The organism is Marinomonas algicola (genome assembly GCF_014805825.1).
Lineage (GTDB): Bacteria > Pseudomonadota > Gammaproteobacteria > Pseudomonadales > Marinomonadaceae > Marinomonas > Marinomonas algicola.
The window spans coordinates 3,834,496-3,849,466 of the sequence record NZ_CP061941.1 but is presented as its reverse complement, the minus strand read 5'-3'; the positions used below and the strand labels follow the sequence as shown (position 1 = coordinate 3,849,466).

Below are 14,971 nucleotides of genomic sequence, written 5' to 3'. Positions count from 1 at the left end.
AGCGCTGATATTTTGGGTATCAGCGCTTTTTTTATGGGAAACTCAAAAAATACCTTAAAAAAATCGTATTTTTTTTGAAAATATGGGAGGTTTACGTGTACTATTTTGGGCTTTTATTTGTTCATTTAAATTATTTCTTGCAAGTGTTAGTTGCGCAGTCCCCTTTTCGCTAAGAAACAACATAGAGTCTTACTTGATTATGAAGAGTTCAGAATTACGTCAATCATTTTTAGCCTACTTCGAGGGTCAGCAGCATCAGGTTGTCGACTCAAGTTCTTTAATTCCAGGAAACGATCCTACTCTGCTTTTTACTAATGCCGGTATGGTGCAGTTTAAAGATGTATTTTTGGGTCAAGATCAGCGCCCTTATACGAGAGCGACGTCTTCTCAGCGTTGTGTACGTGCTGGTGGTAAACATAACGATTTAGAAAACGTTGGTTATACCGCACGCCACCATACTTTCTTTGAGATGCTTGGTAATTTTAGTTTCGGTGACTACTTTAAGGAAGAGGCGATTAGCTACGCTTGGGAGTTTTTGACGGGCGTATTAAAGCTACCAAAAGAGAAATTGCTCGTCACTGTTTATGCAGAAGATGACGAAGCCTATAATTTATGGGCAGATAAGATTGGCATACCTGTTGACCGCATCATCCGTATTGGAGATAACAAAGGCTCCAGATACGCGTCCGACAATTTCTGGCAGATGGGTGATACGGGACCATGTGGTCCTTGTACAGAAGTATTTTATGACCATGGTGAGCATATTTGGGGTGGTCCGCCAGGGTCTCCTGAAGAAGATGGTGACCGTTTCATAGAAATTTGGAATGTGGTTTTCATGCAGTTTAATCGCTCTGCTGACGGTAGTATGGCGCCATTACCTAAACCATCGGTTGATACCGGTATGGGGCTGGAACGTATTGCGGCTATTTTGCAGGGTGTACACAGTAATTACGAAATTGACTTGTTTCAAAACCTGATTAAAGCGGCTGCTAAAGTGGTTGGTACTGACGATTTGAGTGCTCAATCTTTAAGAGTTATTGCGGATCATATTCGTTCATGCTCTTTCATGATTACTGATGGTATTGTCCCTTCCAATGAAGGGCGCGGCTATGTATTAAGACGTATTATCCGTCGAGCGGTTCGCCATGGGCATAAGTTGGGTCAGAAGGAGACGTTTTTTAATCAGTTGATAGACGCACTTTGTATCGAGATGGGCGAAGCGTATCCTGAGCTGATTAAGTTAAAGGGCCGTATTCAATCTATTCTGCTTAAAGAGGAAGAACAATTTGCTAAGACACTTGAGCAAGGTATGCGGATCTTAGATGACGCGATTGCGTCTATGGGTTCCGGTTCTAAAACTATCCCTGGCGACGTGGTTTTCAAACTGTATGACACTTATGGGTTCCCTGCGGATTTGACGAATGATGTGGCCCGCGAACGCGACTTGGAGATCGATGAGACTGGTTTTGAAGTCGCTATGGATGAGCAGAGAAATAGAGCGCGCTCGGCTAGTCAATTTACCATGGACATGTCGAGTATCATTGATGCAGGCGCTACTGAGTTTACGGGTTATGGTGAGTTAAATGGTACAGGCGTTGTTGAATCCATTATTGTTGATGGTGAGAAAGTAGAGAAACTTGAAGCGGGTCAAAATGCGGTGATTATTTTGACGAAAACGCCTTTTTATGGTGAGTCTGGTGGTCAAGTTGGTGATAAAGGATGGTTGCGAGGTGGTGGTGCTTTTAATGTCTCAAATACCACCAAGCAAGGTAAAACCCATCTACATCATGGTGTGCTTAGAGAGGGCCGTGTTGCCGTTGGGGATACACTCACTGGTACGGTTGATTCGTCGCTTCGTTCCGCTACATCTTTGAATCACTCGGCGACACACTTGTTGCATGAAGCGTTACGTCGAGTCGTCGGTGATCATGTTCACCAAAAAGGATCTTTATGTGACGCCGAGCGTTTACGCTTTGATTTTTCGCATTTTGAAGGTGTCACAGATGTTGAGCTTGAGCAGGTAGAAGACATGGTGAACGAGCAAATTCGTTTAAACCATGAAGTGCTTACTGAAATTATGGACATTGAGTCGGCTAAAGAGAAAGGCGCTATGGCCTTATTTGGTGAAAAATACGACAGCAATGTTCGTGTATTGACTATGGGGTCAGATTATTCTATTGAGCTTTGTGGTGGTACTCATGTTAAGAGAACCGGTGATATAGGTTTGCTGAAAATTGTTTCTGAGGGTGGTATTGCTGCAGGTGTTAGACGAATTGAAGCTGTGACTGGGAAAGCGGCATTTGATTATGTTCGAGCAACAGAGTTTACATTGCACAAAGTAGCCTCTCTAGTAAAAGGCAATTCCGATAATGTATTGGAAAAGATCGTGTCTTTGGTTGATCAGAGTCGCGCTTTGCAAAAAGAAGTAGACCAGCTTAAGTCAAAAATTGCGGCGCAAGCCGGTTCGGATATGGCCTCTCAAGCCATTGATATATCAGGAGGGAAATTATTGATTTCTCAAGTGGAAGTCAGTGACCCAAAAGATTTAAGGGATATGTTAGATCAGCTGAAGAGCAAGCTTGAGTCCGCCATTATTTTATTGGCAAGTGTTAATGATGGCAAAGTCAGTTTGATTGCGGGTGTAACAAAAGATTTGACAAGTAAAGTGAAAGCGGGTGATCTCATTAAAATGGTTGCTCCAATTGTCGATGGTCGTGGGGGCGGTCGACCTGATATGGCTCAGGCTGGTGGTAATAATCCTGACAAGTTATCAGAAGCGTTGGAAGTGGCTGTGGCTTGGGTCTCAGAGCGAGTGTAAAAAAAGTGCCGAAATTGGCCATTGTGTGGGTTTAAAAAATTATGGCGTTGTTAGTTCAAAAGTATGGTGGTACTTCGGTCGGCTCCGTTGAGCGTATCGAAGCTGTTGCTGATCGTGTCCAAAGGCACAAAGAAAAAGGCGATGATATCGTCGTTGCTGTATCGGCAATGAGCGGTGAAACAAATCGCTTAATTGCATTGGCAAAAGCGATACAAGAGGAACCTGACTCTAGAGAAATGGACGTGTTGGTCTCTACAGGAGAGCAAGTCACTATTGCTCTTTTGTGTATGGCTCTTAAAAAGCGTGGCATTGATGCACGTTCTTATACCGGTTCTCAAGTTCGTATTGAAACAGACAGTGCTTTCGGTAAAGCTCGCATTCAAAGTATTGATACTGAAGGTATGAGATCCGATCTTGATGCGGGTAAAGTTGTTGTTGTGGCAGGATTTCAGGGCGCGGATGCGGACGGTAATATCACGACGCTTGGTCGTGGTGGATCTGATACAACTGGCGTTGCGCTTGCGGCGGCATTGAAAGCTGACGAATGCCAAATTTATACAGATGTGGACGGTGTGTACACGACAGACCCAAGAGTTGTGGACAGCGCTCGTCGATTAGAAAAAATTACCTTTGAAGAAATGCTTGAAATGGCGAGTTTGGGATCGAAAATCCTACAAATTCGTTCAGTAGAGTTTGCTGGAAAGTATCAAGTGCCATTGCGTGTACTGTCTAGTTTTGAAGAAGGTGAAGGTACATTAATTACAACTGAGGGGAGTGAAGGTATGGAGCAGCCAGCTGTTTCTGGAATTGCATTTAATCGTGATGAAGCGAAGTTGACGCTAAAAGGCGTGCCTGACATTCCAGGTATAGCCTCGCGAATTTTGGTTCCAATCAGTGATGCAAACATTGAAGTCGATATGATAGTGCAAAACGTGTCTGCTGATGGAACGACTGACTTCACCTTTACAGTACACCGAACTGAGTTTAGTAAAGCGTTCGAAATACTTGAAAATATTAAAGATGAGTTGGGCGCAAGAGATGTTATCGGCGACTCTAAAATAGTGAAAGTGTCTATTGTGGGTGTTGGTATGCGCTCTCATGCCGGTGTGGCCAGTACTATGTTCAAGGCATTGGCAAAAGAATCCATTAATATTCAATTAATCTCAACGTCTGAAATAAAAGTCTCTGTCATTATTGATGAAAAATACATGGAATTGGCTGTTAGGTCGCTTCATTCTGCTTTTAAGTTAAGTGACAGTGCTCATGGAGTGCGTGAAGCGTAATGTGTCTCATATCAGTAGCTGAAAAAAAATTGGATTAAATTTGTTTCAGCAGCTACAATTCGATTTGTAAGATATGTCTTACGTGATTTGTGAGGCATATCTCTTTATTTAAATGCACGAAAGGATAACTAAGGAGATTTACATGTTAATTCTTACTCGTCGAGTTGGTGAGACTCTTATGGTAGGTGATGAAGTGTCAGTTACGGTTTTGGGTGTTAAAGGCAATCAAGTGCGTATTGGTATTAATGCACCAAAAGATGTTTCTGTACACCGCGAAGAAATCTATTTGCGTATACAAAAAGAACAGGGTGAACACGAAGAAGATTAATTTTAATTTTTTTCGAAAAAACCCTTTACAAAACAAATGAGGTATCTATAATACGCCCCACTTGTTTGGAGAGTTGGCCGAGTGGCCGAAGGCGCTCCCCTGCTAAGGGAGTATGGGGTGAAACTCATCGAGGGTTCGAATCCCTCACTCTCCGCCATTTAATGCATCCGTAGCTCAGCTGGATAGAGTACTCGGCTACGAACCGAGCGGTCGAAGGTTCGAATCCTTCCGGATGCACCATTAAAGCAAGTAGTTCTAATTTCTTGATTAGAATGTCGTGAAAATTTGAGCGCATCCGTAGCTCAGCTGGATAGAGTACTCGGCTACGAACCGAGCGGTCGAAGGTTCGAATCCTTCCGGATGCACCAAATACTATTGATAATACTTCTGCGTTAATAATTCCTTTATAATTATCTTCCCAAAGATTAATGATTAATCTTGTGCGCATCCGTAGCTCAGCTGGATAGAGTACTCGGCTACGAACCGAGCGGTCGAAGGTTCGAATCCTTCCGGATGCACCATTTCTTGTTTTTATATCATTTTATTGCGTTGCTCATACTTGCCAATTTATTAATGAACTCGTCTACAGATTGGCTCTGTCTTAATGATGTTAAATTCTCTTCGATCACTATGAATTGATGTCTTAAATTGCCGCACCATTGTTTTAGCCTGCCTAATGTGGCGACCTCATCATAATGCTGTTGTAAAATGTGGATGTAGCGTGTCAATAACGCTTCTAACTCTTTTGAGTGATCTAAAGGTTTATGGCCTGATAGCTCGCTTTTGATGTCTTGGAAAATGAAAGGGTTGATTAATACACCTCTGCCAATCATGAAATGAGAGCATTTTGTTTCATTTAAGCAACTAAGTAATGACTTAGTACTGGTGATATCTCCGTTCGCGATAATTTTCATCTTACTGTGTTCTTTCACCTTGCCTATTTTTTCCCATCTTGCAGGAGGTCTGTAGCCGTCTTTTTTGGTTCTTCCGTGTATCGTTAAAGATTGTGTGCCCGCTAGCTCAATTGCGCTCACATTTTCAAATAGCCGTGATTCATCCTCATAACCTAAACGGATTTTTGCTGAAAGGGGTATGTGTGAGGGGATGGCTTTTTTAATTGTACTCATAATGTCATATAGTGTGTTTGGGCTCTGCAGTAATACAGAGCCGCCTCCGTGACCGTTTACTCTTTTTGCTGGGCAGCCAAAGTTAACGTCTATATGTGTTGATCCTGATTCAATTGCATTGGCGGCACTTAACGCCATAAGATCTGGTACGCTTCCAAGTAATTGGGTATGGACTGGATGTTTGTGTTTCGTTGTGGCTCCCTGTGTGTTTTCAGGGATGAGTCGATGGAATGTATGGCTTGGAATAGGGTATTGAGTAACACGAACAAACTCGGATACAAAATAATCCATTCCTCCCACTTCAGACAGTAGTTGTCTTAGAGTGTGATCCATGATGCCTTCCATGGGGGCGACGGCTATTTTAATGTTTTGATGCATGGATGGTTTCTTAGAGGTTGGGGCAATTAAAAATAAATCAAACTGTTATGCATAAAAAATATGAAACTGTTATGGTTTGTGATATAAAAGTTAGCATTAAGTAAACAATGGCTTAGTGCTTGGGTGAATAGGATCATAATCATAGAATTCAAACAAGTCTAATGGTTAATATTTAGATAGGGGCTTATGTAAAAATGAATGGGTTAATTCAAGATGGGTTTGGTTTATTAGTCTTGGGGATGGGGTTTGTATTCTTGTTTTTAGTTCTTTTGATCTATGCAACAGGGGTTATGTCATCCTTATTGACTAAGTACTTCCCAGAAGCTGTTCCCGTTGCTAAAAAGAGTTCACCATCGGCAACGGCTCAGCAAGCACCAGTGGATGCAAATCTGAAAGCGGTTATTGCTGCGGCAATTCATCAGCATAGAAATACAAAACGTTAATCATAAAAACTATTTAATAGAACTATATCAGGGGCTGATAGTATGACAGTAAATAAGCAACCTCTAGGCATTACCGATGTTGTTTTAAGGGATGCACACCAATCACTTTTCGCGACACGTCTTCGTATAGACGATATGTTACCTATAGCTGAGAAGCTTGATCAAGTCGGTTTTTGGTCTCTAGAGTCTTGGGGGGGAGCCACATTTGATTCATGTATTCGCTTTATCGGTGAAGATCCATGGGATCGTATTCGAGAGCTGAAGAAAGCAATGCCGAATACGCCTCAGCAAATGCTATTAAGGGGGCAGAACTTATTAGGTTATCGCCATTATGCCGATGATGTTGTAAATAAGTTTGTTGAAAGAGCGGCTATAAATGGCGTTGATGTGTTTCGTATTTTTGATGCGATGAATGATCCAAGAAACCTTGAAACAGCCATTAAAGCTGTTAAAGGAATGGGTAAACATGCTCAAGGTACTATCTCTTATACAAAAAGCCCAGTACACACCACTCAAAATTGGGTCGATTATGCCAAAACATTAGAAGATATGGGGGCTGAGTCTATTGCCATTAAAGACATGTCTGGCATTTTGACTCCATATGATGCGTACGAATTAGTTGGCTTATTAAAAGCACAAACACAACTTGAAGTTCAATTGCATGCGCATGCAACTTCTGGTTTATCCGATATGACTATTTTGAAAGCGATTGAAGCGGGTGTGGACCGTGTAGATACTGCGATTTCATCTATGTCGATGACGTATGGGCATTCTGCAACAGAAACGGTTGTTGCTGCATTAAAAGGTACCGATCGAGACACGAATTTAGATCTGGCCCTTCTTGAAGAGATTGCGGCCTATTTCAGAGAGGTTCGTAAGAAATACGTTAAGTTTGAGGGCTCTTTGCGTGGAACCGATTCTCGTATCTTGATTGCTCAGGTTCCAGGTGGAATGCTGACAAACATGGAAAGCCAGTTGAAAGAACAGGGCGCAGCAGATAAGTTTGATGAAGTTCTACAAGAAATTCCGCGAGTTCGAGAAGACCTTGGTTTAATCCCCCTCGTTACTCCAACGTCGCAAATTGTAGGTACTCAGGCTGTTCTTAATGTTCTGACTGGAGAACGTTATAAGTCAATCTCTAAAGAGACGGCTGGGATTTTAAAAGGTGAGTATGGCGCGGCACCAGCACCTTATAATGCCGAGCTGCAGGCTAAAGTACTAAATGGTGATGCTCCTATTACTTGTCGTCCGGCTGATTTACTTTCGCCTGAAATGGATAAATTGGAGGTAGAGCTTTCAGCCATAGCAAAAGAGAAAGGTCTGTCTTTAGCTGATGCTCAGGTTGATGATGTCCTAACCTATGCTTTGTTTCCGCAGATCGGCTTGAAATTTATCGAAAATCGTAATAACCCTGATGCGTTTGAGCCTGTACCAAGCGCTAATGATGTGGCACCAGCACTCGATAAAGCGTCTGATGAGCCAAGTGTTTATACGGTAACAGTTTCTGGTCAAGAGTACGTTGTTCAGGTTTCTGATGGCGGTGATATTGAAAGTATTCAAAGTGCTGGTGGTACAAACTTGGCGTCTGCCCCGACGGCTCCTGCCGCACCGGTAACTAGCGGTGAGTCAGTGCCTTCTCCATTGGCAGGCAATATTTTTAAGATTCTAGTGTCTCCTGGGCAGCAAGTTGAAGAAGGTGAAACCATTATTATTTTAGAAGCAATGAAAATGGAAACTGAAATTTCAGCTCCTGTTACAGGTGTTGTTGGCGCAATACATGTGAAAGAAGGCGACTCTGTGCAAGTGGGTCAATCACTGGTTACCCTGTAGAAGGTTTGAGTAAAAATGGAAAATAAACTATTAAACTTATTTCACGATACAGGTATATATCAACTTGAGCTTGGCCAGGCGGTTATGATTATCGTTGGTCTACTGTTGATTTATCTTGCTATCAAAAAAGGCTTTGAACCATTGCTGTTATTACCAATTGGTATTGGTGCAATCATGGTCAATATTCCGGGGGCAGGCTTTATGGCTGCTCCTGTGTATGATGCAACGGGTCACTTGGTATCACCGGGTGGGCTCCAGTATTACATATATCATGGTGGTATAGAGACAGGGTTGTTCCCGTTGCTGATCTTTATGGGTGTTGGGGCCATGACTGACTTTGGGCCTATGTTAGCAAACCCTAAGACATTGTTGCTGGGTGCTGCCGCACAGTTTGGTATTTTTGCCACTGTCATTGGTGCTGTTGTGCTTGGTGCAACTGGAATCATGGACTTTACGCTAGCGGATGCGGCGGCGATTGGTATTATTGGTGGTGCTGATGGTCCTACTGCGATATTTGTGGCGAGTAGACTGGCTCCGGACTTGTTAGGTGCCATAGCGGTAGCGGCTTATTCTTATATGGCGCTTGTTCCCTTGATCCAGCCACCCATCATGAGGGCCTTAACCTCTCATGAAGAGCGTTCCATAAAAATGGAGCAGTTAAGACCGGTATCTAAAACAGAGAAAATTGTTTTTCCATTAGTGGTGCTTCTATTGGTTGCTATGTTCTTACCTTCCGCAGCCCCTCTTCTAGGTATGTTTTGTTTTGGTAACTTGATGAAAGAGTGTGGTGTGGTTGATCGTTTAAGTGATACTGCGCAAAACGCCCTGATCAACACTGTGACTATTTTCCTAGGTTTAGGTGTCGGCTCAAAGTTGAGTTCTGCTGATTTCTTAAACCTTGAAACATTGGGGATCTTGTCTCTGGGGTTGGTTGCGTTCTCTATTGGTACAGCGGCTGGTATTATTATGGCGAAAACAATGAATCGCTTTGCCTCTGTTAAGGTGAATCCTCTAATTGGTGCGGCAGGGGTTTCGGCTGTTCCTATGGCGGCAAGGGTGGCTAATAAAATTGGCTTAGAAACGAATAAGCAAAACTTCTTGCTGATGCATGCAATGGGTCCAAACGTAGCCGGTGTTATCGGATCGGCTGTAGCGGCTGGCGTCATGTTAAGTTACGTTGGTTAATTGGTGTTGTTAATCCTTCTGGGGTGATGACACAAAAAAGATGCTTCGGCGTCTTTTTTGTGTCTGTTGTTTGCGAGCTGAGGTGGTTTCGCTGGTTTCTGTATGTTTATTGTACTGATCTCAATGGGTTTTGTGTGGAAAACGAACGATTTCCTGTTTGGATCACTTTAATTGCCTTTTTTTATAATAAATGCCAAAAAAAGGTTGCACTAAATCTGTAGATCCTTAATATACGCCCTCGCTGACACGGACAACCACTCAGAACAACGAGTGACTGCCCAGCAAGAAGAAACAAAATACTGCATTCTTCTTGTCTTACTTTAGTCAGCACGCTCTTTAAAATAGTTAATCAGATAATTTGTGTGGGCGCTCGCTGGAGGCTTCGAAAAATTTGAAGTCTTACGAGAGTCCAAACACTTTCAATTCGTTCTTGTTTGTTTGGTTTATCAAACAAACATTTAAGTTTAGTTAGAGTTAAATTTGAGTAAGCAAGCTGATTTATCAGCACAAGATCTTAAACTGAAGAGTTTGATCATGGCTCAGATTGAACGCTGGCGGCAGGCTTAACACATGCAAGTCGAGCGGAAACGATGTAGCTTGCTACAGGCGTCGAGCGGCGGACGGGTGAGTAACGCGTAGGAATCTGCCTAGTAGTGGGGGACAACATGTGGAAACGCATGCTAATACCGCATAAGCCCTACGGGGGAAAGGAGGGGATCTTCGGACCTTTCGCTATTAGATGAGCCTGCGTGAGATTAGCTTGTTGGTGAGGTAAAGGCTCACCAAGGCGACGATCTCTAGCTGGTCTGAGAGGATGACCAGCCACACTGGGACTGAGACACGGCCCAGACTCCTACGGGAGGCAGCAGTGGGGAATATTGGACAATGGGCGCAAGCCTGATCCAGCCATGCCGCGTGTGTGAAGAAGGCCTTAGGGTTGTAAAGCACTTTCAGAGGGGAGGAAAGGTTATTGATTAATACTCAATAGCTGTGACGTTACCCTCAGAAGAAGCACCGGCTAACTCTGTGCCAGCAGCCGCGGTAATACAGAGGGTGCAAGCGTTAATCGGAATTACTGGGCGTAAAGCGCGCGTAGGTGGTTTGTTAAGTCGGATGTGAAAGCCCAGGGCTCAACCTTGGAATGGCACCCGATACTGGCAGGCTAGAGTACGATAGAGGAGTGTGGAATTTCCTGTGTAGCGGTGAAATGCGTAGATATAGGAAGGAACATCAGTGGCGAAGGCGACACTCTGGATTGATACTGACACTGAGGTGCGAAAGCGTGGGGAGCAAACAGGATTAGATACCCTGGTAGTCCACGCCGTAAACGATGTCTACTAGCCGTTGGGTTGTAATGACTTAGTGGCGAAGCTAACGCAATAAGTAGACCGCCTGGGGAGTACGGCCGCAAGGTTAAAACTCAAATGAATTGACGGGGGCCCGCACAAGCGGTGGAGCATGTGGTTTAATTCGACGCAACGCGAAGAACCTTACCTACTCTTGACATCCAGAGAATTCGCTAGAGATAGCTTAGTGCCTTCGGGAACTCTGAGACAGGTGCTGCATGGCTGTCGTCAGCTCGTGTTGTGAAATGTTGGGTTAAGTCCCGTAACGAGCGCAACCCTTATCCTTATTTGCCAGCACTTCGGGTGGGAACTTTAAGGAGACTGCCGGTGACAAACCGGAGGAAGGTGGGGACGACGTCAAGTCATCATGGCCCTTACGAGTAGGGCTACACACGTGCTACAATGGCGCATACAGAGGGCGGCGAACTTGCGAAAGTAAGCGAATCCCACAAAGTGCGTCGTAGTCCGGATTGGAGTCTGCAACTCGACTCCATGAAGTCGGAATCGCTAGTAATCGTGAATCAGAATGTCACGGTGAATACGTTCCCGGGCCTTGTACACACCGCCCGTCACACCATGGGAGTTGATTGCTCCAGAAGTAGCTAGCTTAACCTTTCGAGGAGGGCGGTTACCACGGAGTGGTCAATGACTGGGGTGAAGTCGTAACAAGGTAGCCCTAGGGGAACCTGGGGCTGGATCACCTCCTTAAACGATACGAAGCTCTGGTGAGCGTTCACACAAATTATCTGATGACTACTTTATAGCGGCAATTGTACTAGGATAGAGTCCTAAGCAAGGTGTTGATGAAAGTGATTATGTGATGACCTGTCATCATATTCTTCGTCTTATTCATAAATGTCTGACTTAGTGCTTTGCACTAAACTTGCTCTTTAACAATGTAACTTTTTGAAATAGACGATAATCAAGCGTCAAACCGGTGGAAAGCATCTTTCTCTTTATTGAGAATAACCTGGATGACTTTCTAAAATCGTAAAATCCAGTGATGACACAAAAGCATCGTTGGTATGTGATCTAAGTGTTGTTTTGATACTGGCTCTTCTTTAAGAAGCGTTAGGCATCAAAAAACTACTTTGGGTTATATGGTCAAGTGACCAAGCGTGCACGGTGGATGCCTTGGCAGTCAGAGGCGATGAAGGACGTGGTAATCTGCGATAAGGTTCGGGGAGTTGATAAACAAACTTTGATCCGAACATTTCCGAATGGGGAAACCCACCCGCTTGCGGGTATCATTAACTGAATACATAGGTTAATGAGGCGAACTCGGGGAACTGAAACATCTAAGTACCCGAAGGAAAAGAAATCAACCGAGATTCCCTAAGTAGCGGCGAGCGAAAGGGGATTAGCCCTTAAGTTGATTTGGTGTTAGTAGAACAAGCTGGAAAGCTTGGCCGTAGAGAGTGAAAGCCTCGTATACGAAAACGCCTTATCAATGAAATCGAGTAGGACGGGACACGTGGTATCCTGTCTGAATATGGGGGGACCATCCTCCAAGGCTAAATACTCCTGACTGACCGATAGTGTACCAGTACCGTGAGGGAAAGGCGAAAAGAACCCCGGCGAGGGGAGTGAAATAGAACCTGAAACCGTGTACGTACAAGCAGTGGGAGCGGACTTAGTTCCGTGACTGCGTACCTTTTGTATAATGGGTCAACGACTTATTTTCAGTAGCAAGGTTAACCATTTAGGGGAGCCGTAGGGAAACCGAGTCTTAATAGGGCGTTTAGTTGCTGGGAATAGACCCGAAACCGGGCGATCTATCCATGAGCAGGTTGAAGGTTGGGTAACACTAACTGGAGGACCGAACCCACGTACGTTGAAAAGTCCGGGGATGACTTGTGGATAGGAGTGAAAGGCTAATCAAGCTCGGAGATAGCTGGTTCTCCTCGAAAGCTATTTAGGTAGCGCCTCGTATCTCACCATTGGGGGTAGAGCACTGTTTGGGCTAGGGGGTCATCCCGACTTACCAACCCCATGCAAACTCCGAATACCGATGAGTGCAATTACGGGAGACACACGGCGGGTGCTAACGTCCGTCGTGGAAAGGGAAACAACCCAGACCGTCAGCTAAGGTCCCAAAGTTACAGTTAAGTGGGAAACGATGTGGGAAGGCTTAGACAGCTAGGAGGTTGGCTTAGAAGCAGCCATCCTTTAAAGAAAGCGTAATAGCTCACTAGTCGAGTCGGCCTGCGCGGAAGATATAACGGGGCTAAAACTGTACACCGAAGCTACGGATGCAAGATTTATCTTGCATGGTAGAGGAGCGTTCTGTAAGCCGTTGAAGGTCAAGCTGTAAGGCAGGCTGGAGGTATCAGAAGTGCGAATGTTGACATGAGTAACGATAAGGGGAGTGAAAAACTCCCCCGCCGGAAGACCAAGGTTTCCTGTCCCATGCTAATCAGGGCAGGGTGAGTCGGCCCCTAAGGCGAGGCAGAAATGCGTAGTCGATGGGAAACAGGTTAATATTCCTGTACTTATGTATATTGCGATGGAGAGACGGAGAAGGCTAGGCTAGCACGGCGATGGTTGTCCGTGTTTAAGGTAGTAGGTTGAAGGCTTAGGTAAATCCGGGCTTTCTTAAGACCGAGAGCTGATGACGAGTCCTCTTTTGGACGAAGTAGTTGATGCCATGCTTCCAGGAAAAACTTCTAAGCTTCAGATATACATGAACCGTACCCCAAACCGACACAGGTGGTCAGGTAGAGAATACCAAGGCGCTTGAGAGAACTCGGGTGAAGGAACTAGGCAAAATGGCACCGTAACTTCGGGAGAAGGTGCGCCGGTTAGTGTGAAGGATTTACTCCGTAAGCATTGACCGGTCGAAGATACCAGGTGGCTGCGACTGTTTATTAAAAACACAGCACTCTGCAAACACGAAAGTGGACGTATAGGGTGTGACGCCTGCCCGGTGCTGGAAGGTTAATTGATGGGGTTAGCGTAAGCGAAGCTCTTGATCGAAGCCCCAGTAAACGGCGGCCGTAACTATAACGGTCCTAAGGTAGCGAAATTCCTTGTCGGGTAAGTTCCGACCTGCACGAATGGCGTAACGATGGCCACACTGTCTCCACCCGAGACTCAGTGAAATTGAAATCGCAGTGAAGATGCTGTGTATCCGCGGCTAGACGGAAAGACCCCGTGAACCTTTACTATAGCTTCACAGTGAACTTTGAACCTACTTGTGTAGGATAGGTGGGAGGCTTTGAAACTAGGACGCCAGTTCTAGTGGAGCCAAACTTGAAATACCACCCTGGTATGTTTGAGGTTCTAACTCAGGTCCCTTATCGGGATCGAGGACACTGTGTGGTGGGTAGTTTGACTGGGGCGGTCTCCTCCCAAAGAGTAACGGAGGAGCACGAAGGTGTGCTCAGCATGGTCGGAAATCATGCGAAGAGTGTAAAGGCAAAAGCGCGCTTAACTGCGAGACAGACACGTCGAGCAGGTACGAAAGTAGGTCTTAGTGATCCGGTGGTTCTGTATGGAAGGGCCATCGCTCAACGGATAAAAGGTACTCCGGGGATAACAGGCTGATACCGCCCAAGAGTTCACATCGACGGCGGTGTTTGGCACCTCGATGTCGGCTCATCACATCCTGGGGCTGAAGCCGGTCCCAAGGGTATGGCTGTTCGCCATTTAAAGTGGTACGCGAGCTGGGTTTAGAACGTCGTGAGACAGTTCGGTCCCTATCTGCCGTGGACGTTTGAGATTTGAGAGGAGCTGCTCCTAGTACGAGAGGACCGGAGTGGACGAACCTCTGGTGTTCCGGTTGTCACGCCAGTGGCATTGCCGGGTAGCTATGTTCGGACGGGATAACCGCTGAAAGCATCTAAGCGGGAAGCCTCCCTCAAGATGAGATCTCACTGGGACATAAGTCCCCTAAAGAGCCGTTGAAGACTACGACGTTGATAGGTTGGGTGTGTAAGTGCTGTGAGGCATTGAGCTAACCAATACTAATTGCTCGTGAGGCTTGACCATATAACACCAAAGTGGTTTTAAGTGATAAAGAGAGACTGAGAAAACTCGAAAAGAGAAGGGTCAAACGCATCATGAAAAGATCATAGAGACACAGATTACGACGCGCATCAGCGATGATGTGGCTGGTTTGATACTTGGTTATCGCTATTTCAAAAAAGCATTGTTAAAGATTCAAGCACGTACTGGCGTGTTGTGAGTGAACAAGCTGGATTAAGCCTAAGGGCTTAACACAGGCACTCAGAA

7 protein-coding genes, 4 tRNA genes and 2 rRNA genes are annotated in these 14,971 nt (G+C 45.0%); 12 read left to right on the top strand and 1 reads right to left on the bottom strand.

Translation table 11 applies throughout. The annotated features are described in order from the left end of the window. Positions 1-199: 199 nt before the first annotated feature. The 7 genes from alaS to IEZ33_RS17495 all read left to right on the top strand — a co-directional run bounded on the left by alaS (position 200) and on the right by IEZ33_RS17495 (position 4,950). Complete coding sequence (gene alaS / locus IEZ33_RS17525; RefSeq protein WP_191601289.1) at positions 200-2,818, top strand: alanine--tRNA ligase; 2,619 nt, start codon at positions 200-202, stop codon at positions 2,816-2,818. A 41-nt stretch (positions 2,819-2,859) separates the two neighbouring features. Further along, positions 2,860-4,101, top strand: coding sequence for an aspartate kinase (locus IEZ33_RS17520; RefSeq protein ID WP_191601288.1), 1,242 nt, complete (start codon positions 2,860-2,862; stop codon positions 4,099-4,101). A gap of 142 nt (positions 4,102-4,243) precedes the next feature. Then, the gene (gene csrA / locus IEZ33_RS17515) at positions 4,244-4,429 is read left to right on the top strand and encodes a carbon storage regulator CsrA (RefSeq protein WP_191601287.1); all 186 of its coding nucleotides are present in this window, start codon (positions 4,244-4,246) and stop codon (positions 4,427-4,429) included. A gap of 67 nt (positions 4,430-4,496) precedes the next feature. Next, a tRNA-Ser gene (locus IEZ33_RS17510) sits at positions 4,497-4,586 on the top strand. Between the two features lie 6 nt (positions 4,587-4,592). Further along, positions 4,593-4,669: transfer RNA gene (locus IEZ33_RS17505), tRNA-Arg, on the top strand. Between the two features lie 51 nt (positions 4,670-4,720). Further along, positions 4,721-4,797, top strand: a tRNA-Arg gene (locus IEZ33_RS17500). 76 nt (positions 4,798-4,873) lie between these two features. Further along, a tRNA-Arg gene (locus IEZ33_RS17495) sits at positions 4,874-4,950 on the top strand. A gap of 15 nt (positions 4,951-4,965) precedes the next feature. Here the strand turns inward: IEZ33_RS17495 and IEZ33_RS17490 are convergent. Continuing rightward, positions 4,966-5,934 carry a tRNA dihydrouridine synthase gene (locus tag IEZ33_RS17490; RefSeq protein WP_191601286.1) on the bottom strand — a complete coding sequence of 323 codons (969 nt, stop codon included), beginning with the start codon at positions 5,932-5,934 and terminating at the stop codon, positions 4,966-4,968. A 194-nt stretch (positions 5,935-6,128) separates the two neighbouring features. Between IEZ33_RS17490 and IEZ33_RS17485 the strand changes: the two genes are divergently transcribed. The 5 genes from IEZ33_RS17485 to IEZ33_RS17465 all read left to right on the top strand — a co-directional run bounded on the left by IEZ33_RS17485 (position 6,129) and on the right by IEZ33_RS17465 (position 14,728). Next, on the top strand, positions 6,129-6,377 hold the full coding sequence (locus tag IEZ33_RS17485) for an OadG family protein (protein WP_191601285.1): 249 nt from the start codon (positions 6,129-6,131) through the stop codon (positions 6,375-6,377). Positions 6,378-6,419: 42 nt separating this feature from the next. Further along, positions 6,420-8,207, top strand: coding sequence for a sodium-extruding oxaloacetate decarboxylase subunit alpha (oadA, locus tag IEZ33_RS17480; protein WP_191601284.1), 1,788 nt, complete (start codon positions 6,420-6,422; stop codon positions 8,205-8,207). A gap of 15 nt (positions 8,208-8,222) precedes the next feature. Beyond that, a complete protein-coding gene (locus tag IEZ33_RS17475; protein ID WP_191601283.1) occupies positions 8,223-9,392 on the top strand; it encodes a sodium ion-translocating decarboxylase subunit beta in 1,170 nt (389 codons plus the stop codon). Between the two features lie 516 nt (positions 9,393-9,908). Next, a 16S ribosomal RNA gene (locus tag IEZ33_RS17470) occupies positions 9,909-11,446 on the top strand. A 394-nt stretch (positions 11,447-11,840) separates the two neighbouring features. After that, positions 11,841-14,728: ribosomal RNA gene (locus tag IEZ33_RS17465) — 23S ribosomal RNA — on the top strand. The 16S and 23S rRNA genes sit together here, the layout of an rRNA operon. Positions 14,729-14,971: the final 243 nt, after the last annotated feature.

Bases quoted from the DNA above. Each gene is read 5' to 3' on its own strand.
- IEZ33_RS17520 (WP_191601288.1), top strand. From the start codon at position 2,860: ATGGCGTTGTTAGTTCAAAAGTATGGTGGTACTTCGGTCGGCTCCGTT.
- csrA (WP_191601287.1), top strand. From the start codon at position 4,244: ATGTTAATTCTTACTCGTCGAGTTGGTGAGACTCTTATGGTAGGTGAT.
- IEZ33_RS17490 (WP_191601286.1), bottom strand. From the start codon at position 5,934: ATGCATCAAAACATTAAAATAGCCGTCGCCCCCATGGAAGGCATCATG.
- IEZ33_RS17485 (WP_191601285.1), top strand. From the start codon at position 6,129: ATGAATGGGTTAATTCAAGATGGGTTTGGTTTATTAGTCTTGGGGATG.
- alaS (WP_191601289.1), top strand. From the start codon at position 200: ATGAAGAGTTCAGAATTACGTCAATCATTTTTAGCCTACTTCGAGGGT.
- oadA (WP_191601284.1), top strand. From the start codon at position 6,420: ATGACAGTAAATAAGCAACCTCTAGGCATTACCGATGTTGTTTTAAGG.
- IEZ33_RS17475 (WP_191601283.1), top strand. From the start codon at position 8,223: ATGGAAAATAAACTATTAAACTTATTTCACGATACAGGTATATATCAA.